Source organism: Dyella sp. 2RAB6 (genome assembly GCF_052115385.1).
Lineage (GTDB): Bacteria > Pseudomonadota > Gammaproteobacteria > Xanthomonadales > Rhodanobacteraceae > Dyella_D.
In genome coordinates, this window is record NZ_JBFRGP010000007.1 from 85,343 (window position 1) to 110,019 (window position 24,677).

Consider the following 24,677-nt stretch of genomic DNA (forward strand, 5'->3'; position numbering starts at 1 on the left):
TTCGATATTAGCCGCCATCTTCGCCCACCCAGCTCCTGACCACCTGCGCCACCTGCTTGGGGTTTTCGGTGACCATGCGCTTGGCCAAGGCCACGCGCGCTTCGTAGTTCAAGCCCGGCGGCGCACCCAATCGCCCCGGCGCCACGTCGTCGTCCATATCGTCGATGCGCACCGACACCGTCGGCACGCCGGCGCCGGCAGGCAGCGCCTGCAGTGCGGTGCCCGGCGCTGTCCTGAATACGCCGCGCAGCAGCGGGCGCAGCAGGCCGAAGGCGATGATCAGCGCGACCAGCACGCCGCCGCCCTGCTTGATCAGATCCATCACACCCGGGCGCTGCCAGAACGGCGTCTCCGGCAAGGGCTCGTTGCCCGGCGCCTTGTGGAAGGGCTGGTTGATCACGCTGACGCTGTCGCCGCGCTGCTGGTTGAAGCCGACCGCGTTCTTGGCCAGCTCGGTCAGGTGCTCCAGCTCCTGCGCCGTGAACGGCACGCTCTTGCTGTTGCCCTTGTCATCCGTGCTGGCCTTGTTGTCCACCGCCACCGCCACGGTGAGGCGCGCGAGGCGTCCGGCCGGGTCGCTGACATGGCTGACGGTGCGATCCAGTTCGTAATTGCGGGTGGCGCTGTTGGAACTTTCGCCGCCCGAGTTGGCATTCGCCGTCGCGGCATTGGCATTCGCCGCACCGGCATTGGGCTTGGCCGCGGTCGGCTGCGCCACCGTGGTCGGCGGCTGGTTGCTCAGCGCGCCCGGCACGGCGCCATTGCTGGAACCGTCGCGGCGCTGCTCGCTGCTGACCTGCTCGCTGCGCAGCGCGGGGTTGTCGTGGTTGTAGGTTTCGGTGGCCTTCTCGGTCTGGCTGAAATCCAGGTCCGCATAGACCTGCGCGCGCACCTTGCCCGGGCCGACCAGCGGCGTAAGCAATTCTTCGATGCGCTGCGCATAGGTGTTCTCCATCCGCGTCGCCAGGCGCAGGCGGCTGTCGCCCACCGCGCCCGCGCTGTCCGGATCGCTGACCGTGAGCAGCTGGCCTTGCTGGTCGACCACGGAAACCTGGCGCGGATCGAGCTCCGGCACGCTGGACGCCACCAGGTGCACGATCGCCGCGACCTGCGAGGCATCGAGCTGGCGTCCCGCAAACAGCGTCACCAGCACCGAGGCGCTGGCCTGCTTGTTGTCGCGGATGAATGCCGATGGCTTGGGCAGCGCCAGATGCACGCGTGCCGCGCGCACCGACTGCAGCCCGGCGATGGTGTTGCCCAGATCCGTTTCCAGCATCTGCTGGTAGCGTGTGCGCTCGGCCAGGTCGCTCATGCCGAATGGCGAATCCGCAGCCGGCATGCTGGCGCTGGTGCCCGCGCTGCCTTGCGGCAGCCCCTGCGCGGCGAGCCGCAGGCGCACCGCGGCGAGGTCCGCCGCCGGCACCGAGATCGAAGCGCCATCCTGTCCCAGTTGATATTGCGTATTGGAAGCCTGCAGCGCCTGGGTGATGGCGGAGGCATCCTTGGAATCCAGTCCCGCATACAGCAACGCGTAGTTCGGCCCGCGCGACCACAGCACCACCGCGACGCCGAACGCCACCGCCGCGGCGACGGCAACCAGCAGCAGCAGCTGCCGCGTCGCCGGGCTCTGCGCGAGTTGCTTCAGCGGGTCCAGGCGCTTGCCGTTCGGGTCGGTCTGCGCGATGGCGTTTTCGGCCATGAAAACTGCTCGTTATCGGTGTGAAATGGAGTGGCGAAGGCGGACGCTGAGGTCCGTCACACCGGCATGTTCATGATGTCTTTGTAGGCATCCACGAGCTTGTTGCGCACTTCGGTCATCGCACGCAGCGACAGGTCGGCTTTCTGCACCGCGACCATGGTGCGGCCGAGATCGGCGCCGGCATCGCCGCGCTCGAACGAGGCCGCCAATTTTCCGGCTTCCATCTGGTTCTGGCCGACGGCGGCCATCGATTGCTTGAGCAATGCGCCGAAATCGCTGTTCTGGCCTGCTATGGCGCTGCGCGAGGCGACTTCGGGCATCGGTATGTTTGCGGACATTTGCCGCATCTGGGATAGCAGGCTGTTGACGTCGATTGTGGGCATGACGGAATTCCAACGCGTGCAGTGATGACTAAAGGTGTGAATGCACAAGGTGTGCCATCACAAAAGTGGGGGGTTCGTTCGTCATCCCAGCGTGGGCTGGACGAGCGTGTAGCGCGAAGAACGCCCGTAGGGCGGCCCCTTAGGGGTGAGCGAAGCGAATCATCCAGTTTCCGTGTGGCTTGGTTGTCGCGGTGGCGCGACTTGGCCGCTTATGCAGCGGGCATTTCGTGCGCCTGCCGGCGCCCGAGTTACTTTTTCTTTGCTGGCCCAATCCCCTCAAGGGGGACCTCGACTAAAAGTAACCAAAAAGAAATGGCCTAAGAGCAAAGGCTCGCGACGCGACTAGAAGGAGCGTTGGCGGCTGCGGTAAACGGATTGACCTGGGTCGACACGAAGCGGGCGTGCGGTTTCGTAACGCGCCCTTCGAGGTGCCGTTGCCGAGAGGACGTTCAAGAGCTGAGGCCAGCTTGGGTGCTGCTTATTGCCTCCCCCCCAGTTCGAACCCTTCTCCCTCCGGGAGAAGGTGCCGGCAGGCGGATGAGGGTTCGGGCGGAGCGGGGAGATGAAGGTCTTTGCGCAGATAGAACGATCTAAATCCGGCGCGCGATCCGCGTGCCGGATTTGAGCTGATCAAGGCACTTGCAGGCCCGCTTGCAGGCCGTACTTGCGCAGTTTTTCTACCAGGGTCGTGCGTTGCATGCGCAGCAGCTTCGCGGCGTGGGCCACTACGCCGCCGGTTGCATCGAGAGCTTGGCGGATCAGGCCAACCTCGATGTCCGACAGGTGATCCTTCAGATCCAGGCCGCCTTCGGGAAGGATGGCTGCCGACGGCTCGTGCACCACCGATGCGGCGATCGGTGCGGCGATCACCGGGGCGCGGCCTTCCATTACCGCCAGCAGCGCGGCGCCGGTGACTTCCTCGCCGGCGGGGACGCCGCGATATTTTTCCGGCAGGTCGCCCGCGCGTACTTCGCAGGAGGGATAGAGGATCGCCATGCGCTCGACCAGGTTGCACAGTTCGCGCACGTTGCCGGGCCAGGCGTGGCTGCGCAGTGCGTTCATGGCGCTGGCGCTGAAACGCACGCCGCCGAGGCCGCGGCGCAGCAGGCGCTGATTGAACTCGGAGATCAGTTCCGGCAGGTCTTCCAGATGCTCGCGCAGCGGCGGCATCTCCAGCGGGAACACGCTGAGGCGGTAGTAGAGATCTTCGCGGAAGCGGGCGTCGGCGATGGCCTGCTCCAGATTGCGATGGGTGGCGGCGATGATGCGCACATCGCAGCGCTGGGTGCGGTTGCCGCCGACGCGCTCGAATACGCGTTCCTGCAGCACGCGCAGCAGCTTCACCTGCATCGGCAGGCTCATGTCGCCGATCTCGTCGAGGAACAGCGTGCCGCCCTCGGCCAGTTCGAAGCGGCCCTTGCGTGCGCTGATCGCGCCGGTGAAGGCGCCCTTCTCGTGGCCGAACAGCTCGCTTTCCAGCAGTTCGGCGGGAATCGCGCCGCAGTTGATCGCGATGAACGGCTTGTCGCGGCGCTGCGAGGACTCATGGATGGCGCGCGCCACCATCTCCTTGCCGGTGCCCGACTCGCCCAGCACCAGCACGGTGGAATCGAACGGCGCGACCTGGCGCACCAGCGCGTTCACTCGGCCCAGCGCATTGGAAGCGCCGACGATGCGATGCATGCCGGACTGTCCCGTCGCGCTCGCGCCCTGGCCGCCCTTGAAGCTCAAGCGCGCCGGCGCGGAAAAACGGCGCAACGCGTCGAGCAGCGGTTCGTAGCGCAGCGGGAAGGACAACAGTTCCACCGCGCGCGAACGCGATCCCGGCAGCGCGCCGGGCAACTGTGCGGCGAGCGGCGAATCGTTTGCCACCAGCAGCGGGAGATGCAGCGACTGCTCGCCCAGCGTGTCGAGCTGGCGCTGGAAATCGTCGAGGTCCACCACGTCGCCGATATAGATCGCACACCAATCGCCGGTGCCGCCCTCGGCGGCGTCCGTACCGGCGAAACGCGGGCGATACCCCAGGAACTGCAGCGCCGACGCGATCGTATCCGCGCGGACCGCATCTGCTTCGATGACCAATACGTCGATATCTTGGACTTCGTTTTGCACGCTAACCCCCTGCCCATGGTGGTGACCAGCATTCCAATGCCCGTCACTCGTTTTTTTTTGCTGACCCATAGCGTCAACGCTCCGACGTTGGCACCGTTGGGCTATACGCAAAATCGGGGCCAACGTCGTGGCGGGTCTATGACGGGGGGTACGGATGGGGTCGGTTTTCCGACTTCACACTAGCCATGAAAACGTATTCACGGGCATGGGTAAACGTCTTAAACCGTTGAGCGACCGGCGCTAAATGAACGAAGGCTGACGCGAGAAGGTCGGACTCAAAGCACATGCCAACTGTCAGACACGTCAAAAATCCGAACTTCCGGGCACTCGTTTTTGTGATGCCAATCACATTGGTTCAGTGCGGTCTTTCACGCCGCCGGCACATGCCCTTGCCGCGTGACTGCCACTCTGCGTCGGTGATGGCGAAAAACCATACGTTCCAGCCCCTCGCGCAGGGCTTCGGAATGATTCTCGAAGGTCAGGAAGACGCGGCCGTCGGGGAAACGGCGCTCCACCCGCAGCGGCAATTCCAGCGGAAAGCTGGGGCAGCCATCCAGGCGGATGCGCAGCAGCGCGCCCTCGCCGGCCGGCGCCAAGGCTGGCGGCAACAGGGCGCCGATGGCGTTGAAGCGGAGGGCATGACGGGGCCGGGTGAGCGCGTCGGGGATCAGCACCCGGTTGATGATGTGGATCAGCGCGGTGAGCTTGGCGTCCATCCGCGCAAGATCCTGCACCAGCGGACTGTCCTCGTCGGACACGTCGGTGGCACGCTCGTCGAGCACGTCCAGCATGCCCAGCGCCGACAGGTTGCGCTCGGCATAGCCGACCGCCACGCGCTCTTCCAGCGGCAAGGCCAGCGGCTCGGCTTCGGCCAGCCAGTCGCCCTCGCAGGCAAGCAGTTGCTGGAATTCGTCCCAGGCGCTGGTGTTCATGGCGTGGCTTTCTCCGGCGATGCCGCCTGATCAGGCGTAGGTGGGGGTGAGCTGCAGGCGGACCCCGACATGTCGGCACGGATGAAGGCTGCGATGCTGGGGTTCGCCTGCGGCTCGCCTCAACCTACACGTGTCGTTCCGCGAACTTCAATTGCTGGTGTAGGCGGCGATGGCTTGCGAGCGGCCGTGCGCCGCCTGCCAATCCTGCGCCACTTTATCGCGCTCGCGCTCCACCACCTCGCACAGGCGGCGGTTGTAATCGATCAGCGCGCTCAGGGCGGGCCCATCGTTGCGGCTGGCGGGAAGCACCTGTTCGAGCAGGCGCTCGCGTTCGTCCTGGATCGCGGCGAAGCGCTCCCAGTCGCCCTGCTCGGCCATGTCCAGCATGCCCCGGCTCAGCGCCATCACTTGCTCCAGGCCGCCGCTCACGGCGCGTCCTGCGCGGGACGCTGCGGGCTGCGTGCGTCCGTGGGAATAGCCGTCCAGCTGCGGCGCAACGTCTGCATCAGGTCGGAGACCTCATCCAGCGCGCGCGCGTCGTCGTGCAGGTTGGCGTGCAGCAGGCGGCGGCCCATGTAGTCGTAGAGCGCGCCGAGCTGGCCGACCAGCGGCGTTTCCACGCTGGGGTCGAGGCTGCCGCGCAGCTCGCTGACGATGTCCAGGCAGCGCGAGATCAGCTCGCCCTTGGCCGCCACTTCGCCGTGCAGCATGTGGCCGCGCGCCTTGGTCAGGCGCTCGATCGCGCCGTCCATCAGCATGGTGATGAGGCCATGCGGGTCGGCGGTTTCCACCGTCCCGTGCGAACGCACCTGCTGATAGGCGCCGGCGCCGTATCCGAATCCCATGGTCTGGCTCCTCGCTTACTTGCTGCTCTTGTTGAGCGCGTCGAACTGCTGCGTCAGGTAACTGCCGGTGTTATTGAGCTTGGTCACCAGGGTGTCCAACGCCGTGAACTGCCTGGTGTACTGCGCGGTAAGCGCATCCATGCGGGCGTTGAGGACGTCCTGGCGCGTACTCAGGTCGTTGAGCTGCTTGGTGAGGTTGGCGGTGCGCGTGGTCAGCACACCGGTGCTGGCGGTCCAATCGGTCAGCGGACTGCTGAGCTTGGTTGCCATGCCATTGGCACCGGCGAACAGGCCGCTGACCTTGATGCCGCCATCGCTCAGCGCCGTGGAAAGCGCGCCCGTGTCGAGCTTGAGCGTGCCGTCGATCTGCAGGGTGACGCCGGCGGAATTGAGCATCGCGCCATTGCCGCCGGGCCCGCTGACGATCGACGACAGCGTGCTCTTGATGCTGTTGAGCGTGGCATCTCCGATCAGCGCACCGGTATTGGCGCCGCTCGGGTCATACGCAGTGAGCTGTTGGTACACGCCGACGAAGTTGTTGTACGCGGTGACGAAGTTGCCCACCGCGGTGGACGCGGCGGAACTGTCGGTGCTGACCGAAAGCGTGGCCGTGCCCTGCTTCCACAGGCTCAGCGTGACACCGTCGATGGCGCCGGTCACCGTATTGCTGGCGCTGGTCGCGGCCATGCCGTCGATGGTGAATTTCGCGTCCTGCGCGGCGTTCACCACCGACAAGCCATTGCTGCTGGAAGCCGGGTTGTAATTGAGCGCCGCCAGTCCGCCGTCGCCGCCGCTGCTGCTCACCGTGAAGGCATTGGCCTGGCCGGTGGCGGTGCTGCTCAGCACCAGGTGCGCGCCATCCGAACCGGTGACGATGGTGGCGGAGACGCCGGGATTGCTGCTGCTCTTGTTGATTGCATCGCGAATCTGCGACAGCGAAGAACCGTCGCTGCCGATGTCCACGCTCATCGACTTGCTGCCCACGGCAATAGTGAGCGTGCCGGTGCCGACCTTGGCGTCGCTGCTGGCCACGCCGGCGGACTGCACTTTCAGCGAGGTGGCGAGCTGGCTGACATTGATGTTGTAGCTGCCGTTCACCGCTCCCGTGGTCGAGGAGACACTGAACACGCTCGCGTCGCTGGTCGCGGCCTTGCGGGTCTGGAAAGCGGTGCCGTCGCTCAAGCCCTTCAGCGCGGTCTGCATCGCGGCGAGCGCGGCATTGACCTGGCCCAGGGCGGAAATCTGTGTCTTGGCCGTATTGGCCTGCGACGTGATCTGGTTCTGCAACGGCGCTTTCTTCGCCGCCACCAGCTGGGTGACCATGTCCGCCAGCGGCAATCCCGAACCGCTGCCGAGCGAGCTGAGGGTGCCGCCCGAAGAAGTGGAAGAGGTGGTGATCGCCATGGTCGCTGGATTTCCTTAATTAAAGGGACGGCCGCGCATGACGCGCGGCCGTCCGTCGGGAGTTACTGCAGGAGCTTGAGCACGCTCTGCTGGCTGGAGTTGGCCTGGGCCAGCACCGACACGCCGGCCTGCTGCAGGATGTTCGCGCTGGACATGTTCGCCGTTTCCGCAGCGAAGTCGGCGTCCTGGATCTGGCTGCGCGAGGAGTTGAGGTTCTGCGAAATCGTCTGCAGGTTGGAGATGGTGGACTGGAAGCGGTTCTGCACGGCGCCCAGGTCCGAACGCAGGTTGCTCACTGCCTGCAGCGAAGAGTCGACGCGGCGGATGGCGTCATTGGCGCCGGCCACGGTCGAGATCGACGCGTCGGACAGGTGCTTGGCGTCCAGGGCATGCGTGGCCTTGTCGGTGGCGGCGAAGCCCAGGGCGGTGGCGCCCGAAGCGTCGACGTCGGCGCCGAACGCGGCGACGCTGATCTTGCCGGTGGCATCGGCCGAGGCCTGCGCATCCACGCCGGCATCCTTGAAGCCCGCATTCAGCGCGTCGGTGACGTTCTGCGCGGTGTTGAACACCGTGCCGCTCTTCAGGGTGATGCTGGTCGCGCCGATCTTCACCGTCTGGTCGGCGGCGAGGGTCAGCGGATAGGTCGGGGCCGTGCCGCTGGCGGACACCGAAGCGGTGTCGACCTGGCCGACCTGGTTGGTCTTCATGCCGACGCTGAAGTTGACGCTGATGGTCTCGCCCACGTTCGCGCCGACCTGGAACGCCACCGAACCGGCGCTGCCGTCCAGCACCTTGGTGCCGTTGAAGTTGGTCTGCTGCGCGATACGGGTCACTTCGGCCAGACGCTGCTGCACTTCCTTGTCGAGCGCGGCGCGGTCGGTGGTCGAGTTGGAACCGGTGGCCGACTGCACGGCCAGCTCGCGGATGCGCTGCAGGTTGTTGGTCACTTCGTCCAGCGCCGACTCGGTGGTCTGCGCCATCGAGATACCGTCGTTGGCGTTGCGCACGGCCTGGTTCAGGCCATTGATCTGGGTGGTGAAGCGGGTCGAGATGGCGAGGCCGGCGGCGTCGTCCTTGGCGCTGTTGATGCGCATACCGGAGGACAGGCGCTCGATGGCGGTGCTCAGCTTGCTCTGCGTCTTGGCCAGGTTGTTCTGGGCATTCAGCGAGCTGATGTTGGTGGTAACGCTCATGACCATGGGAAATCACTCCGTTGGGGTCGAAGCCGACAAGAGGCCGGCGGTTGTGTTCTCAGCGGGAATTCCTGCTGGAACGTCCGCCTCAAGTACTGTTTCGACCGGTTCTCATGGAACTTGAGCAAGTGGGCAAACTGGGTTAGGGAAGGCCACGCCCGACCACACCGCGTCCCGCCTGCGGCAAGCACGCCGGCCTGGTCGGAAGTGGAAGGGAACGCGGTCGTCATGATGGTCGGGTGTCCTGATGGAGAGGAACGGCCGCGCCCACTGCGCGGCCATTGGATGGATGGCTTACTGCAGAAGCTTGAGCACGAGTTGCTGGCTCGTGTTGGCCTGAGCCAGCACCGACACGCCGCTCTGCCGCAAAGTATCCGCACTCGCCTTGGCCGCGGTTTCCGCCGCGAAGTCAGCATCCTGGATCTGGCTCCGGGAGGAAGACAGGTTCTGCGAGATGGACTTGAGATTGGCTACGGTCGACTCAAAGCGGTTCTGCACCGCACCGAGGTTCGAACGCAGGTCGCTCATCGATTGCAGGGCAGAGTCGATGCGCCGGATGGCATCGTTGGCTCCGTCGCTGGTAACGATCGAGATATCCGAGAGATGTTTGTCGTCCGCCTTCGCCTTATCGGCGGCCGCGAAACCTAGGACGGTGGCACCCGAAACGTCAATCGCGCCTGCGGCGTTGGCGGCAGAGACGGTGAGCTTGCCCGTGCTGTCGACCGAGGCCTGCGCGTTCACGCTCGCATTGCCGAAGCCAGCATTCAAGGCAGCGACCAGTTCGCCCGCATTCTTGAACGATGCATCCTTCTTGAGAACAATACTGGCTGTGCCGATCTTCACGGTCTGGTCGGCAGCCAGGGTCAGCGGATAGGTCGGGGCCGTGCCGCCAGCCGTCACGGAGGCGGCTTCGAGCCGACCGATCTGGTTGGCTCGCATACCCACGCTGAAGTCGACGCTGATCGTCTCTCCCACATTGGCGCCGACCTGGAATGCCACGGAACCCGCACTGCCGTCCAGCACCTTGGTGCCGTTGAAATTAGTCTGCTGCGCGATGCGGGTCACTTCGGCCAGGCGCTGCTGCACTTCCTTGTCGAGCGCGGCACGATCGCTGGCGGAGTTAGAACCGCTGACCGATTGCACGGCCAGCTCGCGGATACGCTGCAAGTTGCCGGTCACCTCTTTCAGCGCCGACTCGGTGGTCTTGGCCATCGAGATGCCGTCGTTGGCGTTGCGCACCGCCGTGTTCAGGCCATTGATCTGGGTGGTAAAGCGAGTGGCAATGGCCAGGCCGGCGGCATCGTCCTTTGCGCTGTTGATACGCAGGCCGGACGCCAGCCGCTCGCTTGCAGTCGAATACTTGCTCTCCGCCATGCCGAGGTTGTGCCGGGCAATCAGCGCGTTGATGTTGGTGTTGAGGCTCATGATCATAGGACATGCACTCCGTTGGATAGGTAACCGGCGAGGCCGGCGCCTATCCCAACGGGAATGCCTGCTGGAACGCCGCCGCCTCAGGTACTGCGTCGGCGATGTCCCCATGGATCTGCATACGATCTGCGCCAAAGCGCTACGAACGAGTACCCGAAGCGAGCAACTGGATGCAGCGACCACCGCAAAGCGCTTGTTGCCCTCCGCCGCCGTCATTCGTGCATGCCCTTCGCTCATTCCTTCCCTGCCTTACCTCAGGTAGTCGAACAGCGTCGACCCCTGCACCTTGGTATAGGTCATCTGCGCCGCCTGCAGCGCGGTGTTCTGCAGATTGAGCTTGCTGATCGCGTCGTAGTAGTCGAGGTCCTGCACGTCGCTCAGCGCGCCCTGGTACTGCAGCGACAGGTCGCCATTGAGCGACTGCTGCTGGTCCAGCGCATTCATGCGCCCGCCGATCGCGGCGCGCGTCTGGGAGACGGTGTCGATGGCCTGGTCGAGATTGGAGAACTGCGCGTTGAGCGTGTTCTTCATTGCCGGCCCGCCGCCGGTGGTCTTCAAGGCGCCGATGATGTTGTCCAGCGTGCTGAAGATGTCCTGCGTGCCCGACGGCCCCACGCTGAAGCTGTCGCCCGCCGCCGGCACGCCGCTGATGCCCACCTGCACGCCGCGGAAGGCCACCACCGCGTTGCCGTCGTTGGCATAGGTGCCGCTGCCCACCACGTTGTTGGAGGCGTCGCGCACTTCGTAGGCCGTGGCCGAGGTGAAGGCGATGCTGTACGTGCCGTTGTCCCATTGGGTGCGGTCGGCCACGCTGATCGTGCCGGCCACTGCGGTGCCGGTATTGGCGGCGCCGGCGGAGACCTGGAAGGTGCCGTTGCCGGTAGGGACATTCATGAAGATCGCCGAACCCGGGTCGCCCGTGGCCACCTGCATGCCCGGGCCAGCCGCCACCATGCGCTGGCCGTCGTCGCCGTTGTAGACCACCGCATTGCCCTGCGCCGCGAACGGTTGCGCGCCGGTGCGGTTGCCGGCAAACAGATAATCGCCGTTGCCGTCCTTGCCATTGGCCACGCCCATCAGCTGGGTGCGGATCTGGGTCAGCTCGGCGGCGATGTCGGAACGGGTCTGGTCGGTCTGCGTACCGTTGATGCCCTGCAGGACCAGGGTGCGCACGCGGGTCAGCGCGTCGGTCGACGTCGACAGCGCCTGGTCTTCCAGCCCCAGGCGCGCATTGGCCGAGCTGATGTTGCGCTGGTACTGCGCCACGTCCGCGTCCATGTGATTGAGTTCCAGTGCGCGCGAAGCGCCCACCGGATCGTCGGACGGCTGGTTGATGCGCTTGCCGCTGCTGATGCGGTTCTGCAGGTCGGACAGGCTGGACTGCCCGTCGAGCATGCTGTTGACCGACTGCTGGGCCATCCAGCTGGTGGAGACTCTCATCGGATGCTCCTTCAGTTGCGCACGGCGCTGAGCAGCGCGTCGAAGATCTGGCTGGCGGTGGAGATCACCTGCGCCGAGGCTTGATACGCCTGCTGGTAGCGCACCAGGCTGGCCGCTTCCTCGTCGATGTTGACGCCGGACACGCCCTGTTGGGATGCCAGCGCCTGCTGGTACACCGAGTTCTGCGTGGTCAGCGCGTCCTTGGCCAGCGAACCGGCGCTGCCCACCTGGCTGGTCAACTGGCCATAGGCGCGGCCCACGCTGGTGGCGCCGTTGTCGAGCACGCCGAGATTGGCGACCTTGCCCAGCGCCAGGGCGTTGGCATTGTCGCCGCGCGCATTGGAGTTGGCCTTGAGGGTGAACGTGTCGTTCGCCGCGGGCGTGCCGTTGAGGGTGAGGCTCCAGCCGTTGGCGCTGATCGGCTGGCCGGGCGTATACGTCTGCGCGGCGCCGCCGTTGATGGTGTAGCTGGTCGGCGAGGTGAACACGATATTCGCGGTGCCCAGCAGGCCCGCATTGGACGGATCGGTGATGGCGATACCGCCCACGCTGCCGCTGCCCTTGTTGGCCGCGCCGGCCGCACCGGCCAAGGGCGCGGCCGCGGCGATCTTGTTCGGATCGGTGATGGCCGCGCCGAAGCCCGCGGCGGCCGCCGCGGTGGGCCGCACCTGGAAGCTGTCGCCCGCGCCCGGCGCGCCGCCCACCACCAGGCTCAGGCCGTCGGCCTTGAACGGGTCCGCCGCCGTGCCGGTGCCGGTCATCGCCACGGCGTTGCCGGCGGTGTCGCGCAGGCTCCATGCGCTGCCGTCGTAGCGCATCACGTAGTCCTTGGTGGTCAGCGCGCCGACATTGGAAATGTTCGCGCTGACCGTGCCCGTGCCCTGGTTGGCCGAGCTGATCTGCACCTGCGGCGAGCCGACGTTGAAGAAGGCGCCGCCCATGTTGCCGTTGAGGTCCATGCCCTGCGCATGCTGGGCATTGAACGCGCTGGCCATCGCCACCGCGGCGCGGCCGAGCTGGTTCTGCGCCGGGTCGAGCACGTTGGTGCGGAAATCCAGCAGCGCGCCGAGCGCACCGCCGCCGACCTGGCCGGTGAGCACGCTGCCGCTGTCCTTGCCGGTGATCTCCAGCCGGGTCGGGTCGTACTGGTTCGGCGCGGTGGCGAGCGGGTAGCCATTGGAGCCGTTGACCAGGGCCTGGCCGTTGCCGATGAACAGGCTCACCGTGTGGTCGTTCTGCTGCACCACGGTGACGCCCACTTCGCCGGAGACCTTCTTCACCAGCGCATCGCGCTGGTCGAGCAGGTCCGACGGCTCGCCCTTGCCGCTGGCATAGGCGGTGCGGATCTGCTCGTTGAGCTTGGCGATCGAGTTGCTGTCGCTGTTGATCGAATCGACGGTGTCGCTGATCTGCCGCTGCACCTGTCCGTTCAACTGGTTGAACTGGCCGGACAGCGCCTGAAAGGTGCTGCCCAGCGCATTGGCACGGGCCAGCAGCACGCCGCGCGCGGCGGAGTCGGCCGGCGCGTTGGAGACGTCGCCCAGCGCGCCGTAGAACGCGTCCAGCGAGGTCTGCAGGTTGGTGCTGCCGGACAACTGGTTGTTGATCTGCCCGGTCAGGCTTTGATACGTCGCCGCGCGGCTCTGGTCCGACGAGGCCGTCCACAGCGCGGTATTGAGGTACTGGCTGTAGGCGCGCTGCACCGCCACCGTATTGACGCCGGTGCCGACATAGAAATTGCCCAGCTGCTGCGCCTGGCGCGCATTGAACTGCACGGTCTGGCGGCTGTAGCCATCGGTGTTGACGTTGGCCACGTTGTGGCTGACGGTGCTGAGGCCGATCTGCGAGGCCAGCAGGCCCGAGACGCCGGTGGAAAGCAGGTCAGCCATGGTGGGCGGTCCTTGTGGCGGTACGTGTCATGGGGAGAGAGGGGCACGTCATGGCAACTGTGACGGCAAACCGTCGTCCGACTTGAGCGCGGCCAGCGCCTCCAGCCCCTTGCGCATTTCCGGGCTGTTGGCAATCGCTTCGAGCTTGGCCGCGTAGGCCGGGTCGGTGGCATAGCCGCCGTGGGCCAGCGCCTTGGCGAAGCCCTTGATGTCTTCGCCCTTGCCGATGGCATGGGCGTAGCGCGGGTTGCCGGTCAGCACGTCGGCATAGTCGGAGAAGGAATCGCCCGGGTTGCCGTAGGCGCGGAACTGGTCGCGCTTGCGCACCGCCACCCCGCCTTCGTATTCGAGCGTGGGCACACTGACCTTGTCGCCGTCCCAGCTGCGGCCGGCCTTCATGCCAAACAAGTTGTTGCTGGAGCTGCCATCGTGATGCGCCGGCAGATGCTTGCCCCAGCCGGTTTCCAGCGCAGCCTGGGCCAGCAGCGCGCGCACCGATACACCGAGCTTCTGTGCCGCGGCCTGCGCATGCGGCGCCAGCGCCTGCACGAAGTTCACCGCGTCGCCGGTGCCGGGCATCCACTCGGCCACCTTGCCGGCGACCTTGCCGGCGCCGTGCGCGAGCTGGTCCAGCGTGCTTTGCCAGGAAGACGCCGCATCGGCGGAGGCATCGGTAGCGCCACTGTCCTTGCCGCCGAGCTGGCGCATCAGCATCTGCGCGATGCCCAGGCCGTGGCCGCCATTGGACAGGCTCAACGACAACTGGTGATCGAACAGGTCGCGATAGGCATTGCCCTGCTCGCTGTCGCCGATGCCGCCGCCAGGACTGGCCTCGCGCATCGACTTCAGCATCATCTGGGTAAAGATCGCCTCGAATTGCTTCGCTACCTGCGGCAGTGCCGACTTACCGTCGCCGGCCGCCTGCGCGCGCAGCTGCTGGAAGCCCGACAGCTCGGTCCAGGTATTGAGCGCACCGTTGGCCGCGCCGGAGATGCCGTCAGCCGCGCTCATCTCAGATCACCACCAGTTCGGCGCGCAACGCGCCGGCCTGCTTCAGCGCCTGCAGGATCGAGATCAGGTCGGTCGGCGAGGCGCCAACCTGGTTCACCGCGCGCACGATCGTATCCAGGCTGGCGCCGGGGCCGAACTTGAACATATGCGCGCCGTCCTCGCTGACCTGCACGCTGCTGCTGGGCACCACCACGGTCTGGCCGCCGCGGCTGAACGGCGCCGGCTGGCTGACCTGCGGCTGCTCGCTGATGGTGACCTGGATCGAACCGTGCGCCACCGCGGCGGCGCTGACCTTGACGTCGGAACCGATCACCACGGTGCCGGTGCGCGAATTGACCACCACCCGCGCCGGCGCATCGCCGGGCTGCACCTCGAGCGACTGGATCATGCCCAGCCAGGACACCCGCTGCGCCGGATCGGCCGGCCCACGCACCGCCACCGAACCGCCGTCCACCGCCTGCGCGGTGCCGGCGCCGTAAGCGCGATTGACCGCTTCGGCGATACGCGCGGCGGTGGTGAAGTCCTGCGTATTGAGATTGAGCACCAGGTCGCCGCCCTGCCCGAACGAGGACGCCACGCTGCGCTCCACCGTGGCGCCATTGGGCACGCGCCCGCTGGCCGAGATGTTCACCTGCACGCTGGAACCGCTCTTGCCCTGCGCGCTGATGCCGCCGACCACCACGCTGCCCTGCGCCATCGCATAGACATTGCCGTCGGCGCCGCGCAACGGCGTCATCAACAATTCGCCGCCGCGGATGCTCTTGGCATTGCCGATCGAGGCCACCGTGACGTCGATCGCCTGGCCCGGCTTGGCGAACGGCGGCAACTGCGCGGTGACCATCACCGCCGCCGCGTTCTTCAGCTGCGGCCGCACATTGGCCGGCACCGTGATGCCGAACTGCTGCAGCATGTTCTCCAGGCTTTGCGTGGTGAACGGCGCTTGCGTGGTCTGGTCGCCGCTGCCATCGAGGCCGACCACCAGGCCATAGCCGATGAGCTGGTTGCTGCGCACGCCGGCGACCTGGGCGAGGTCGCGGATCTTGTCGGCGTGGGCGGTGGCTGCGAGCAGCAGCAGCGCGACGAAAAGCATGATGCGTGAACGCATACGATGGACCCAGGTAGATTGGGGTGAGCCATAGGCGAACCCCAACATCGCCGTCGCGATGATCGCCTCGCCTGCTGGGGTTCGCTGGCGCTCACCCCAACCTACGCCGGCGTAGTGATTGGCGGTGGACATCAGAACGGCATCCACTTCGAACCGAAGAAGCGCGACAGCCAACCCTGCGTATTCGCATCCGCCAGCGTGCCGCGTCCCGTATAGCCAATGCGCGCATCCGCCACCCGCGTCGACGGCACGCTGTTGTCCTGCCCGATGTCCTGCGGCCGCACGATGCCGGAAATGCGCACCTGCTCCTGCCCCTGGTTGATGGTCAGCCACTTCTCGCCGCGCACCAGCAAGTTGCCGTTGGACAGCCGCTGCGCCACGGTCACGGTGATCGAACCGGTGAGCTGGTTGCTCTGGGTGCTGTTGCCGCTGCCGTCGAAGCTGCGGTCACCGCTGGTGCCGAAGCTCACGTCGGTGCCGCCGATGCTGACCGGGCGGCCCAGGATGGTCGGCGCGGCAAGGTTGGTCTTGTCCTTCTTGCTGGTGCTGGTCGAGGCCTTCTTGCTGGCCTGCGTGCTCTCCACCAGCGAAATGGTGAGGATGTCGCCCACGCGATGCGCACGCGGGTCGTTGAACAGCTCCATGTTTTGCGCTTCGTGATAGATCGAGCCGTCCGCCTGCGGCTGCGCCAGCGGCTCCTGCGGCGGCGTCGCGGCCCAGGCGGCATCGTCGCCGCGCGGCGCGGGCATGGCGCAGCCGGCGAGCAGGGCCAGCAGCAGGGTGGCGCCGCACAGGCGCAGGCGACGGAAGTTCGACATGGCCGTGCTCAAGTCTTGTTGGTGAGGAACTGCAGCATCGAATCCGCGGCGGAGATCGCCTTGGAATTCATTTCGTAGGTGCGCTGCGTTTCGATCATGTCCACCATCTGCTCGACCACGTTGACGTTCGAGCTTTCCAGCGAACCCTGGGTCACCGTGCCCAGGCCGTTGAGGCCGGGCTGGCCGATCTGCGGCGCGCCGCTGGAGGCGGTTTCCTGATACAGGTTGTCGCCGCTCGGCTGCAGGCCGGCGGGATTGATGAAGTCGGCCAACTGCACGGTGCCGATGGTCTGCGGTGCGGCCTGGCCCGGCAGCTTGGCGCTGACCGTGCCGTCGGTGCCGATGGTCACGCTCTGCGCGTTCTGCGGAATCACGATGGCCGGATCGAGCTGGTAGCCGGAGGCCGTGACGAGCTGGCCGTTCTGGTCCAGATGCAGCGAGCCGTCGCGCGTGTAAGCCACGGTGCCGTCGGGCTGGGTCACCTGCAGGAAGCCGCGGCCCTGGATCGCCAGGTCCAGCGCATTGCCGGTCTGCTGCGGATTGCCCTGGGTGAACAGTTTCTCGCTGCCGACCACGCGCACGCCGGTGCCCAGCATCAGGCCGGACGGCGACTGCGTCTGCTCGGTGGTCTGGCCGCCGGGCTGGCGCACGTTCTGGTACATCAGGTCCTGGAACGAGGCGCGCGAGCTCTTGAAGCCGGTGGTGTTGGCATTGGCCAGGTTGTTGGAGATCACGTCCATGCGCGTCTGCTGCGCATCGAGACCGGTCTTGGCGACCCACAGGGAAGAAAACATTTGGTTCTCCGCGCGGCTTGCGCCGCTTCAGAAAGAAAAAATCAGCCCACTTGCAGCAGGCGCGTGGCCGACTGCGCGTTGTCGTCCGCGGTGCGGATCGAACGCACCTGCAATTCGTACTGGCGCGAGAGCTGGATCATCTGCACCAGCGTCTGCGACGGATTCACATTGCTCGATTCGAGCGCACCGGCCTTCACCGTCACCGCCGGATCGGCCTGCGCCACGCCGCCGCCCGCCAGATGCATCAGGCCATCGTCGCCCTGCTGCATTTGATCCGCGGCGGGATTGACCAGCTTCAGCTTGCCGATCACCGACGAGGTATCCGGCCCCTGCCCCTTCGGCACCACCGAGATGGTGCCGTCGACGCCGATGCTGATCTGGGTGGCGTCCGGCACGGTGATCGGTCCGCCGTCGCCCATCACCGGATTGCCGCGCGCATCGGTAAGCAGGCCATCGGCGGTGAGCTGCAACTGGCCGGCGCGGGTATAGCCTTCGCCGCCGTCCGCACTCTGCACGGCCATCCAGCCGTCACCCTGCACCGCCACGTCGAGCGGACGCCCGGTGTCCATCTGCGCGCCGGCGTGCATATCCAGGCCGATGCCCTGCGCCACGCCGTTGATGCGCGCGCCCAGCCCCTGGCCCTGCACGGGCAGCGGCTTGAACGCCGACATCTGCGCCTTGAAACCGACGGTGTCGGCATTGGCCAGGTTGTGCGCCACCTCGGTCTGCGCACGCATCATTTGCGTGGCGCCGGTCATGGCTACGTAGACGGAACGATCCATGGCATGTCTCAGGAAGCTGGGGAACGGAGGACAGGGCGCGCTTGGGTCACGCCCTGCCCGTGCGCTTCATCAGTTGCGGATATTGATGATGGTCTGGGTCAGCTTGTCGTCGGTGGAGATCACCTGCGCATTCGCCTGGTAGTTGCGCTGCGCCTTGATCATGTTCACCAGCTGCGCGGTGAGGTCGGCGGTGTTGGACGCTTCCAGCGCGCCGGACTGCACGTTGCCGAAATTGCCGGTGCCGGCCGCGCCCATCACCGGCGTGCCGGAGTCGTACGAGGCGGCCCAGTTGGTGTTGTCCATCTGGCGCAGGCCCTGCGGGTTGGCGAAGTTCGCCAGCGCCAGCTGGCCGAGCGACTGCGACTGGCCATTGGAGAACTTGGCCTGCACCACGCCGTCGCTGGACACGTCGATGCTCGACAGCGTGCCGGTCGGATAGCCGTCCTGGTTGATCGAGGTCACCGCGTAGTTGTTGCCGAACTGGGTGGCCTTGGTCACGTCCAGCGTGATCGCCATCGGGTCGGAACCCGGGCTGGCGCTGATCGCCGGGAAGGTCAGCTTGCCGCCGGCCGGGGTGGCCAGCGCGCCGGTGCTGGTGAAGCTCAGCTGCTGGGTGGCGCCGGTGTCCTTGCCGTCGATGAACAGGTGCGCATCCCAGGTATTGGCGGTGGCGTTGCGCACGAAGTACACGGTGCCGTTATGCGTGGCGCCCAGCGAATCGTAGGCGGTGAACGGCGTGGCCTGGTTGTAGCTGGTGGCGTCCTTCGGATCGAAGGCCTTGCCCGGCGGGGTGGCGTTCGACGGCAGGTTCAGCGCGAGCTGCACGCTGCCGGTGGCCTTGGCCGCGTTCTGCGAGGTGATCAGGCGCAGGTCGGTCATGGTGCTGGTGTCGAAACCGCCGGCATTGTTGGCCGGAAACACCTGCAGGTTCTGCCCGGCGCTGTTGACCACGTAGCCGTTGGCATCCTGGCGGAACGCGCCGGCGCGGGTATAGGACAGGCCCTTGCCATCTTTCAAGGTAAAGAAGCCGTCGCCGCTGAGGGCGAAGTCCAGCGCGTTGTTGGTGTTCTCCACGTTGCCGGCGGTGAACTGCTGCGCCACGTTGGTCAGGCGCACGCCGCTGCCGACCTGGGTGGCGCTGAGGTTCTTGCCGGCCACGCTGTACAGCTCGGCGAACTCGGCGCGCGAGCCCTTGAAGCCGGTGGTGGATGTATTGGCGATATTGTTGGCGGTGACTTCGAGATCCGAAGACGCCGCCTTCAAGCCGCTCAGTGCGATGTTGAATGCCATGCTGTGCTCCCCTGTGGAGACTGTGTGTGCGGGCCGCCCGGCCCTGATGTATCGGCGATGCGTGTCAATCGATGCGCGCGACCTGGGCCAGCAGCACGCCGCCGAACCCGGCCACCTGCAGATAAGCGCCCTGATCGCCGGCCATGCCGACGCTGTCGACCTTGCCGCTGACGTAGGCCTGCACCGCCGTGGTGCCCACCTGCGCCTTGATCCCGTAAGTACCGTTCGGCAGCGGCTGGCCGTTCTCGTCCTTGCCGTCCCAGTGGAAATCCGCCAGGCCTACGTCGGGCTTGCCCAGGTCGATGGTGCGCACCACGTTGCCGGCGGTATCGATGATCTGCACCGAAGCGGTCTGCCCGCTGCTGCCGACATTGATCGCGCCATCCACGCCGGCCGTGCCTTCGAGCTTCGCGGCATTGGACGGCACGGTGACGTTGCGCCCGACCAGGTCGCTGGCCTGCAGCAGCTGGTTGCCCTGCAGCGCGGTGCTCAGCGTGTCGAACGAGGTCTGCAGCGACTGCGTGGCCGAGACCTGGGCGATCTGCGCGAGCTGGCTGACCATCTGCGATGAATCCATCGGCTGGGTCGGATCCTGGTTGCGCATCTGCTGGGTGAGCAGGCTGAGGAAATCCGCCTGGCTCAAGGTGCTGCCATTGGTTTTCTTCACCGCCTGCGAGGCGGAGGAGCCGGTGGAGTTGTTGATTGCGATATCGGCCATGGTGGTCTTCGCTGCGCTTATTTGCCGAGATCCAGCGTCTTCTGCATCAGCTGGCGTGTGCTGTTCATCACCTCGACGTTGTTCTGGTACGAACGCGAGGCGGAAATCATGTTGACCAGCTCGTCGACCGGATTGACGTTGCTGGCATAGACATAGCCGTCGCCATCGGCGAGCGGATTGCCCGGCTCATAGCGGCTTTCCACCGCAGCCTGGCTCTCGGTGACGCCGAGCACCTGCACGCCCTGCGCGCCGTCCTGATCCTTGGCCGCGAGATTGCGCTGCACGGTGGCGAACAACGGTTCCTTGGCGCGATACGCCGCTTCCGGCGAACTCGCCACGCTGTCGGCATTGGCGATATTGCTGGCCACGGTATTGAGCCGCAGCGACTGCGCCGCCATGCCGGAGCCGGCGACGTCGAAGATCTTGAACAGCGACATCAGCTCTGCCCTCCGGTGATGGCCGTGCGCAGCATGTGGATCTGCGCCGTGATGAAGGACAGGCTGGCCTGGTAATGCACGCTGTTGGCGGCGAAGTTCGCCTGCTCCATCTGCGTGTCGACGGTGTTGCCGTCCATCGTCGGTTGCAGCGGCACGCGATAGGCGAGCTGCTCGTTCGCCTGGCTCGCCGGGTCGATGTGTCCGCTTTCCGTCGCGGCCAGCGACAGCTTGCCGTCGCCGCCAGCGCTCATCAGCGCCTGGCGGAAGTCCACATCGCGCGCCTTGTAATCCGGCGTATCCGCATTCGCCAGGTTCCCCGCCAGCACTTCCGCACGCTTCTGCCACAGGCCCAACGCCTGCGCATGAATGCCGAACAGCTTGTCGTTGATCTGGCTCATGGCCTTAAGACTCCGCACGGAAAGTCCGCGGAGGTCTTTGAGCAAAACGCATGCCATGCGCCTCAAAGCCTTGTGGCATATGGGTTTGCAGCAAGCGACCCGAGCGCCGGGAGCGCACGTGTCGAAATTCCGACGCGCCGCAGCGAGTCAATTCCTTTTGGAAAAATCCGGACGAACGCCCCCTGACCGCTCCCGCAAACTGCGCCGCTCTCTAGACCCTCTTTCAGGATGGAACGGCGTGTCGTCCAGGACTTATCACCCCAAGATCCCGTTCGCGGCCATCCGCCATGGCCGGGCTCCCCGCTATTCCGGCCTGGCCTTTGCCCTGGCCTGCGGCATCGCCCACACCGGCGCGGCACATGCGCAGGCGGCGCCGCCTCCAGGAGACAGCCAGGAGGTGCAACGGCGACTGAGCCGCGAAATCGAGCGTACCCAGGATGCGGTCGAGCAGAAGAGCGTGGTGCTCAAAGGCTCGGCGGCGCGCAAGCATGCCGCCTTCACTCCGCCGCAGGAAACGCCCTGCGCGATGGTGACCGACGTAGGCTGGAGCGGGATCCTGCCGTTCTCCTGGCTGCCGGGCACCGTTTCGCCACGCGGCATGTGCCTGGGTCCGAACGGACTGAAGGAACTGCAGCGCTATCTCACCGGCCAGCTGATCGAGCGCGGCTACGTCACCAGCACGGTACTCATGCCGGAGCAGGATCCGGCGAACGGCAGGCTCATCATCAAGGTGATTCCCGGCCGCGTGGGCAAGCTGATCGACAAGGCCACCGGCCAGCCGCTGCAGGCACGCAATGCCCTGCCGTTCCGCGAAGGCGATGTGCTGAACCTGCGCGACCTGGACCAGGCCCTGGAAAACGTGCGCCGCACGCCAGGCCAGGCCGGAGCGACCTTCACGCTGACACCCGGCGCGGAAGTCGGCACCAGCGACATCACGCTCGATCGCAAGCGCAGCAAGGACCGCTGGCATACCGTGCTCACCGCCGACAACGGCGGCCAGGACGCCACCGGCCAGAACCAGCTGGGGCTGATCGGCATCGTCGACGCGCCGCTGGACCGGGACGACCTGCTGTTGCTGACCTACAGCAACAACATGAATGTCGGCAATGACCGGCAGGCATCGCGCGGACTGGGCCTGAACTGGTCGATGCCGGTCGGCTATTGGAATGTCTCGCTCGCCGCCAACAGTTCTTATGCCAAGCAGAGCTTCGAGCTGCTGCAAGGCGGGCACATCGCCTACACCAGCAAGACCAACCTGGCCCAGCTCGGGGTGGACCGGGTGGTGAACCGCTCTTCGCACGGCCGCGGCACGGTCAAGTTGCAGTTGAGCCGCAGGTCGGACTCCAGCGAGCTGGGCGGCGAACAGCTGGCCGTGCAGAGGCGCGACATCACCAGCTATGGCTTGAGCTACGACTATCTGCACTTCATCGGGCGGGCCTCGCTGCAAGCGAACATCGGCGTGCGCGGCAGTCTGCCGGGCCTGTCCGCCCGCTCCGGCTATGTGGTCGGCCGTCCCACCTGGAACGGCAGCTATCGCCTCGGTTCGGCCAGCGTCGCGATCAACGCGCCGTTCACCATCGGCGGCCAGCGCTTCACCTACGAAGGCAATCTTTCCGGCCAGCACGCCTTCACCCCGCTGCCGTGGACGGAATACCTGTCGATCAACAGCCGCTATGCGGTGCGCGGCTTCGATGGGCGCTATGTGTTCACCGGCGAGAACGGCTGGGTCGCGCACAACAACGTGGTGTGGAACAGCGGCGGCAAGCTGGGCAATCCGTATCTGGGCGTCGACGCCGCGCGGCTCAGCGGTCCCTCGCTGGCCGCCAAGGGCAGCCAAAGCTTCAGCAGCGTAAGCCTGGGCCTGCGCGGGCAGGTGGCGCGATTCGGCTACGACGTCTCGGTGGGGCACGCCCTGAGCAAACCGGCAGCCGTGCCCGATGGCGGCTTCAACGTCTCGTTGCGCATGACCGCGCGGTTCTAGCTTCCCGCTCACTTTTCCAGCCGGCCGCAATGGCCGGCCGTCTGTTTTGGCGGCCATGGAATAACCGCCAGCCCAGGGGTTCTCCAACAACAAGGCCATGTATATCCAAAACAAGTAAGAACCTGCCGTACCGCCGCAAGCTGTATGTCGCGCTCGCGCTGGCGTTGCCGATCAGTTCGATGGCGGCGGTCACTCCGGTGAGCGGTGTGAATGGCCCTGGCGTCACGCAGGGCGGCAGCCAGGCAGCGGTCGTCGATATCGTCACTCCGAATGGCGCGGGCGTATCGCACAACCAGTTCACCCAGTTCGATGTCGGCACGGCGGGCGTCGTGCTCAACAACAGCAGCATCGGCGTGGCTTCGCAGCTCGCCGGCCAGATCAACGGCAATGCGAATCTCGCCAATGGCACAGCCAAGGTGATCATCACCGAGGTGACCGGTAGCAAGGCGTCGATGCTGAAGGGTGCCCTGGAAATCGGGGGCGACAAGGCTGCGCTGATCGTAGCCAATCCGAACGGCATCAACGCCGACGGCGCCAGCTTCATCAATGCCTCGCGCGTCACGCTCGCCACCGGCATTCCGCAGCTGAATACGCAAGGAAACGTAGCCTCGATCCAGGTGACCAAGGGCGTTATCACGGTGGGCGCCAACGGCATAGACACCAGCGCGGTGGGCATGGCGGACCTGTTTGCGCGCAGCATCGAGCTGAACGGCAAGTTGAATGCCGATCAGCTGCGCGTGGTCACAGGCGCCAACAAGGTGACCTATGCAACCAATGGAAACTCCATCGGTTATTCGCGCATCGCCGGTGAGGGCGACGCGCCGAAGCTGGCGCTGGACGTGTCTGCCCTCGGCAGCATGTACACGAATGCCATCCGCATGGTCGGCACCGAAAGTGGCGTAGGTGTGAATGTGGCCGGCACGATCAAGTCCGGGAAAACCAATGCTCTCAACCTGGAAGCCGGCGGTTCGATAGCTGTGACCGGCACGATCGAGTCCCAGAGCTCGATCAACCTGACCAGCCGCGATGGAGCAATATCCGTCGCCGAGGCCGGCAAGGTGGATGGCAAGTACGGCTTGAATCTACGTGTAGCTACCGAGGTGAACAACGCGGGTACGTTGAATTCAACCAACGGCAGCATCGAGGCCTACGCCAACACCGACGCCAGCGGCAACGCGGACTCGAAGTCGCGCTTCATCTCCACCGGCACGCTTTCTTCCGGCCTCTCAGCGACCGCCACTGGCTTCGGCTTCAAGAAAGTGAGTGGCACCATCACCACGGACGGTAGCGCCAAGGGTGCAGGTACGTTGAGTGACGACGAAGGCAATTCGATCGTCGGCGGCGGCAGCATCGGCGATGGAGGCAACGACGACCTGCCGGTCGAGCAGCCCAAGCCTGTCGAGGAGCCCAAGCCCGTCGAGGAACCCAAGCCGGTCGAACAGCCCAAGCCCGTCGAGGAACCCAAGCCGGTCGAACAGCCCAAGCCCGTCGAGGAACCCAAGCTGGTCGAACAGCCCAAGCCCGTCGAGGAGCCCAAGCCGGTCGAACAGCCCAAGCCCGTCGAGGAGCCCAAGCCGGTCGAACAGCCGAAGCCCGTCGAGGAGCCCAAGCCGGTCGAACAGCCCAAGCCCGTCGAGGAGCCCAAGCCGGTCGAGCAGCCGAAGCCCGTCGAGGAGCCCAAGCCGGTCGAACAGCCCAAGCCCGTCGAGGAGCCGAAGCCGATCGAACAGCCGAAGCCCGTCGAGCAGCCCAAGCCGGTCAAAGATCCGATCGCAGTGTTCGTCGAACAGCTGTTGAACCAGATCTTCAACCATCCGATCTATGGCTACGCGCCGGCGTGGGGCAAGCCGTCTTTCGGCCAGGTGCCGTGGAATCGTCCGTCCTACGGCTACTCGTCCTGGAACGCTCCGTCGTACGGCTTCGCACCGTGGATGCCGACGTTCTTCCGCCCGCAGCCGGTGTTTTCGCCATACCGCCCGATGGCTTATGGGTACAACCCGCCGCGCTGGCGCTGACTG

Annotated in this window: 22 protein-coding genes; 2 read left to right on the top strand and 20 right to left on the bottom strand. The window is 65.9% G+C overall.

Going from position 1 to position 24,677, the window contains the following annotated elements:
* Positions 1-7 precede the first annotated feature (7 nt).
* The 20 genes from fliF to flgB all read right to left on the bottom strand — a co-directional run bounded on the left by fliF (position 8) and on the right by flgB (position 20,678).
* Complete coding sequence (fliF, locus tag AB4083_RS12675; RefSeq protein ID WP_441608182.1) at positions 8-1,699, bottom strand: flagellar basal-body MS-ring/collar protein FliF; 1,692 nt, start codon at positions 1,697-1,699, stop codon at positions 8-10.
* Between the two features lie 56 nt (positions 1,700-1,755).
* Complete coding sequence (gene fliE, locus AB4083_RS12680; protein ID WP_441608184.1) at positions 1,756-2,037, bottom strand: flagellar hook-basal body complex protein FliE; 282 nt, start codon at positions 2,035-2,037, stop codon at positions 1,756-1,758.
* A gap of 675 nt (positions 2,038-2,712) precedes the next feature.
* The gene (locus tag AB4083_RS12685; RefSeq protein WP_441608186.1) at positions 2,713-4,194 is read right to left on the bottom strand and encodes a sigma-54 dependent transcriptional regulator; all 1,482 of its coding nucleotides are present in this window, start codon (positions 4,192-4,194) and stop codon (positions 2,713-2,715) included.
* A gap of 368 nt (positions 4,195-4,562) precedes the next feature.
* On the bottom strand, positions 4,563-5,126 hold the full coding sequence (locus AB4083_RS12690; protein WP_441608187.1) for a PilZ domain-containing protein: 564 nt from the start codon (positions 5,124-5,126) through the stop codon (positions 4,563-4,565).
* A 147-nt stretch (positions 5,127-5,273) separates the two neighbouring features.
* Positions 5,274-5,555, bottom strand: a complete 282-nt coding sequence (locus tag AB4083_RS12695) for a flagellar protein FliT (protein ID WP_441608189.1) — start codon at positions 5,553-5,555, stop codon at positions 5,274-5,276.
* Positions 5,552-5,971: a flagellar export chaperone FliS gene (gene fliS, locus AB4083_RS12700; protein ID WP_441608190.1), complete on the bottom strand. Its 420-nt coding sequence runs from the start codon at positions 5,969-5,971 to the stop codon at positions 5,552-5,554. Before fliS ends, AB4083_RS12695 begins: the two co-directional genes overlap by 4 nt.
* Positions 5,972-5,986: 15 nt before the next feature.
* Positions 5,987-7,375 (bottom strand): flagellar filament capping protein FliD, encoded by a 1,389-nt coding sequence (gene fliD / locus AB4083_RS12705; RefSeq protein ID WP_441608192.1) that lies wholly within the window; start codon positions 7,373-7,375, stop codon positions 5,987-5,989.
* Positions 7,376-7,437: 62 nt separating this feature from the next.
* Positions 7,438-8,574, bottom strand: a complete 1,137-nt coding sequence (locus AB4083_RS12710) for a flagellin (protein ID WP_441608194.1) — start codon at positions 8,572-8,574, stop codon at positions 7,438-7,440.
* Positions 8,575-8,862: 288 nt separating this feature from the next.
* Positions 8,863-9,999, bottom strand: coding sequence for a flagellin N-terminal helical domain-containing protein (locus tag AB4083_RS12715; RefSeq protein ID WP_441608195.1), 1,137 nt, complete (start codon positions 9,997-9,999; stop codon positions 8,863-8,865).
* A 246-nt stretch (positions 10,000-10,245) separates the two neighbouring features.
* Entirely contained in the window at positions 10,246-11,436 is a 1,191-nt protein-coding gene (gene flgL, locus AB4083_RS12720; protein ID WP_441608197.1) for a flagellar hook-associated protein FlgL, read from the bottom strand.
* Positions 11,437-11,447: 11 nt separating this feature from the next.
* A complete protein-coding gene (gene flgK, locus AB4083_RS12725) occupies positions 11,448-13,325 on the bottom strand; it encodes a flagellar hook-associated protein FlgK (RefSeq protein WP_441608199.1) in 1,878 nt (625 codons plus the stop codon).
* A 48-nt stretch (positions 13,326-13,373) separates the two neighbouring features.
* Positions 13,374-14,336 (bottom strand): flagellar assembly peptidoglycan hydrolase FlgJ, encoded by a 963-nt coding sequence (gene flgJ, locus AB4083_RS12730; protein ID WP_441608201.1) that lies wholly within the window; start codon positions 14,334-14,336, stop codon positions 13,374-13,376.
* A gap of 1 nt (position 14,337) precedes the next feature.
* Entirely contained in the window at positions 14,338-15,441 is a 1,104-nt protein-coding gene (locus AB4083_RS12735) for a flagellar basal body P-ring protein FlgI (RefSeq protein ID WP_441608202.1), read from the bottom strand.
* Between the two features lie 131 nt (positions 15,442-15,572).
* The gene (gene flgH, locus AB4083_RS12740; protein ID WP_441608204.1) at positions 15,573-16,259 is read right to left on the bottom strand and encodes a flagellar basal body L-ring protein FlgH; all 687 of its coding nucleotides are present in this window, start codon (positions 16,257-16,259) and stop codon (positions 15,573-15,575) included.
* Positions 16,260-16,267: 8 nt separating this feature from the next.
* The gene (gene flgG / locus AB4083_RS12745) at positions 16,268-17,053 is read right to left on the bottom strand and encodes a flagellar basal-body rod protein FlgG (RefSeq protein ID WP_441608206.1); all 786 of its coding nucleotides are present in this window, start codon (positions 17,051-17,053) and stop codon (positions 16,268-16,270) included.
* Positions 17,054-17,094: 41 nt separating this feature from the next.
* Positions 17,095-17,835: a flagellar basal-body rod protein FlgF gene (flgF, locus tag AB4083_RS12750; RefSeq protein ID WP_441608207.1), complete on the bottom strand. Its 741-nt coding sequence runs from the start codon at positions 17,833-17,835 to the stop codon at positions 17,095-17,097.
* Between the two features lie 69 nt (positions 17,836-17,904).
* Positions 17,905-19,125, bottom strand: coding sequence for a flagellar hook protein FlgE (gene flgE / locus AB4083_RS12755; RefSeq protein ID WP_441608209.1), 1,221 nt, complete (start codon positions 19,123-19,125; stop codon positions 17,905-17,907).
* 64 nt (positions 19,126-19,189) lie between these two features.
* Positions 19,190-19,843 carry a flagellar hook assembly protein FlgD gene (locus AB4083_RS12760; RefSeq protein WP_441608211.1) on the bottom strand — a complete coding sequence of 218 codons (654 nt, stop codon included), beginning with the start codon at positions 19,841-19,843 and terminating at the stop codon, positions 19,190-19,192.
* A gap of 17 nt (positions 19,844-19,860) precedes the next feature.
* Positions 19,861-20,280 carry a flagellar basal body rod protein FlgC gene (gene flgC / locus AB4083_RS12765; protein WP_441608213.1) on the bottom strand — a complete coding sequence of 140 codons (420 nt, stop codon included), beginning with the start codon at positions 20,278-20,280 and terminating at the stop codon, positions 19,861-19,863.
* Complete coding sequence (flgB, locus tag AB4083_RS12770; RefSeq protein ID WP_441608215.1) at positions 20,280-20,678, bottom strand: flagellar basal body rod protein FlgB; 399 nt, start codon at positions 20,676-20,678, stop codon at positions 20,280-20,282. Before flgB ends, flgC begins: the two co-directional genes overlap by 1 nt.
* 238 nt (positions 20,679-20,916) lie before the next feature.
* Here flgB and AB4083_RS12775 point away from each other — a divergent pair, with 238 nt between their 5' ends.
* Both AB4083_RS12775 and AB4083_RS12780 read left to right on the top strand, forming a co-directional pair.
* On the top strand, positions 20,917-22,659 hold the full coding sequence (locus AB4083_RS12775) for a ShlB/FhaC/HecB family hemolysin secretion/activation protein (RefSeq protein ID WP_441608217.1): 1,743 nt from the start codon (positions 20,917-20,919) through the stop codon (positions 22,657-22,659).
* A 179-nt stretch (positions 22,660-22,838) separates the two neighbouring features.
* Positions 22,839-24,674 carry a two-partner secretion domain-containing protein gene (locus AB4083_RS12780; RefSeq protein ID WP_441608219.1) on the top strand — a complete coding sequence of 612 codons (1,836 nt, stop codon included), beginning with the start codon at positions 22,839-22,841 and terminating at the stop codon, positions 24,672-24,674.
* Positions 24,675-24,677 lie beyond the last annotated feature (3 nt).

Excerpts from the sequence above, each read along its gene's own strand:
- flgG (WP_441608206.1), bottom strand. The coding sequence starts at position 17,053 with ATGTTTTCTTCCCTGTGGGTCGCCAAGACCGGTCTCGATGCGCAGCAG.
- fliS (WP_441608190.1), bottom strand. The coding sequence starts at position 5,971 with ATGGGATTCGGATACGGCGCCGGCGCCTATCAGCAGGTGCGTTCGCAC.
- AB4083_RS12715 (WP_441608195.1), bottom strand. The coding sequence starts at position 9,999 with ATGATCATGAGCCTCAACACCAACATCAACGCGCTGATTGCCCGGCAC.
- AB4083_RS12690 (WP_441608187.1), bottom strand. The coding sequence starts at position 5,126 with ATGAACACCAGCGCCTGGGACGAATTCCAGCAACTGCTTGCCTGCGAG.
- flgE (WP_441608209.1), bottom strand. The coding sequence starts at position 19,125 with ATGGCATTCAACATCGCACTGAGCGGCTTGAAGGCGGCGTCTTCGGAT.
- flgH (WP_441608204.1), bottom strand. The coding sequence starts at position 16,259 with ATGTCGAACTTCCGTCGCCTGCGCCTGTGCGGCGCCACCCTGCTGCTG.
- fliF (WP_441608182.1), bottom strand. The coding sequence starts at position 1,699 with ATGGCCGAAAACGCCATCGCGCAGACCGACCCGAACGGCAAGCGCCTG.
- flgF (WP_441608207.1), bottom strand. The coding sequence starts at position 17,835 with ATGGATCGTTCCGTCTACGTAGCCATGACCGGCGCCACGCAAATGATG.
- AB4083_RS12735 (WP_441608202.1), bottom strand. The coding sequence starts at position 15,441 with ATGCGTTCACGCATCATGCTTTTCGTCGCGCTGCTGCTGCTCGCAGCC.
- fliD (WP_441608192.1), bottom strand. The coding sequence starts at position 7,375 with ATGGCGATCACCACCTCTTCCACTTCTTCGGGCGGCACCCTCAGCTCG.
- flgK (WP_441608199.1), bottom strand. The coding sequence starts at position 13,325 with ATGGCTGACCTGCTTTCCACCGGCGTCTCGGGCCTGCTGGCCTCGCAG.
- flgC (WP_441608213.1), bottom strand. The coding sequence starts at position 20,280 with ATGTCGCTGTTCAAGATCTTCGACGTCGCCGGCTCCGGCATGGCGGCG.
- AB4083_RS12710 (WP_441608194.1), bottom strand. The coding sequence starts at position 8,574 with ATGGTCATGAGCGTTACCACCAACATCAGCTCGCTGAATGCCCAGAAC.
- AB4083_RS12760 (WP_441608211.1), bottom strand. The coding sequence starts at position 19,843 with ATGGCCGATATCGCAATCAACAACTCCACCGGCTCCTCCGCCTCGCAG.
- AB4083_RS12780 (WP_441608219.1), top strand. The coding sequence starts at position 22,839 with ATGGCGGCGGTCACTCCGGTGAGCGGTGTGAATGGCCCTGGCGTCACG.
- flgB (WP_441608215.1), bottom strand. The coding sequence starts at position 20,678 with ATGAGCCAGATCAACGACAAGCTGTTCGGCATTCATGCGCAGGCGTTG.
- flgL (WP_441608197.1), bottom strand. The coding sequence starts at position 11,436 with ATGAGAGTCTCCACCAGCTGGATGGCCCAGCAGTCGGTCAACAGCATG.
- flgJ (WP_441608201.1), bottom strand. The coding sequence starts at position 14,336 with ATGAGCGCGGCTGACGGCATCTCCGGCGCGGCCAACGGTGCGCTCAAT.
- fliE (WP_441608184.1), bottom strand. The coding sequence starts at position 2,037 with ATGTCCGCAAACATACCGATGCCCGAAGTCGCCTCGCGCAGCGCCATA.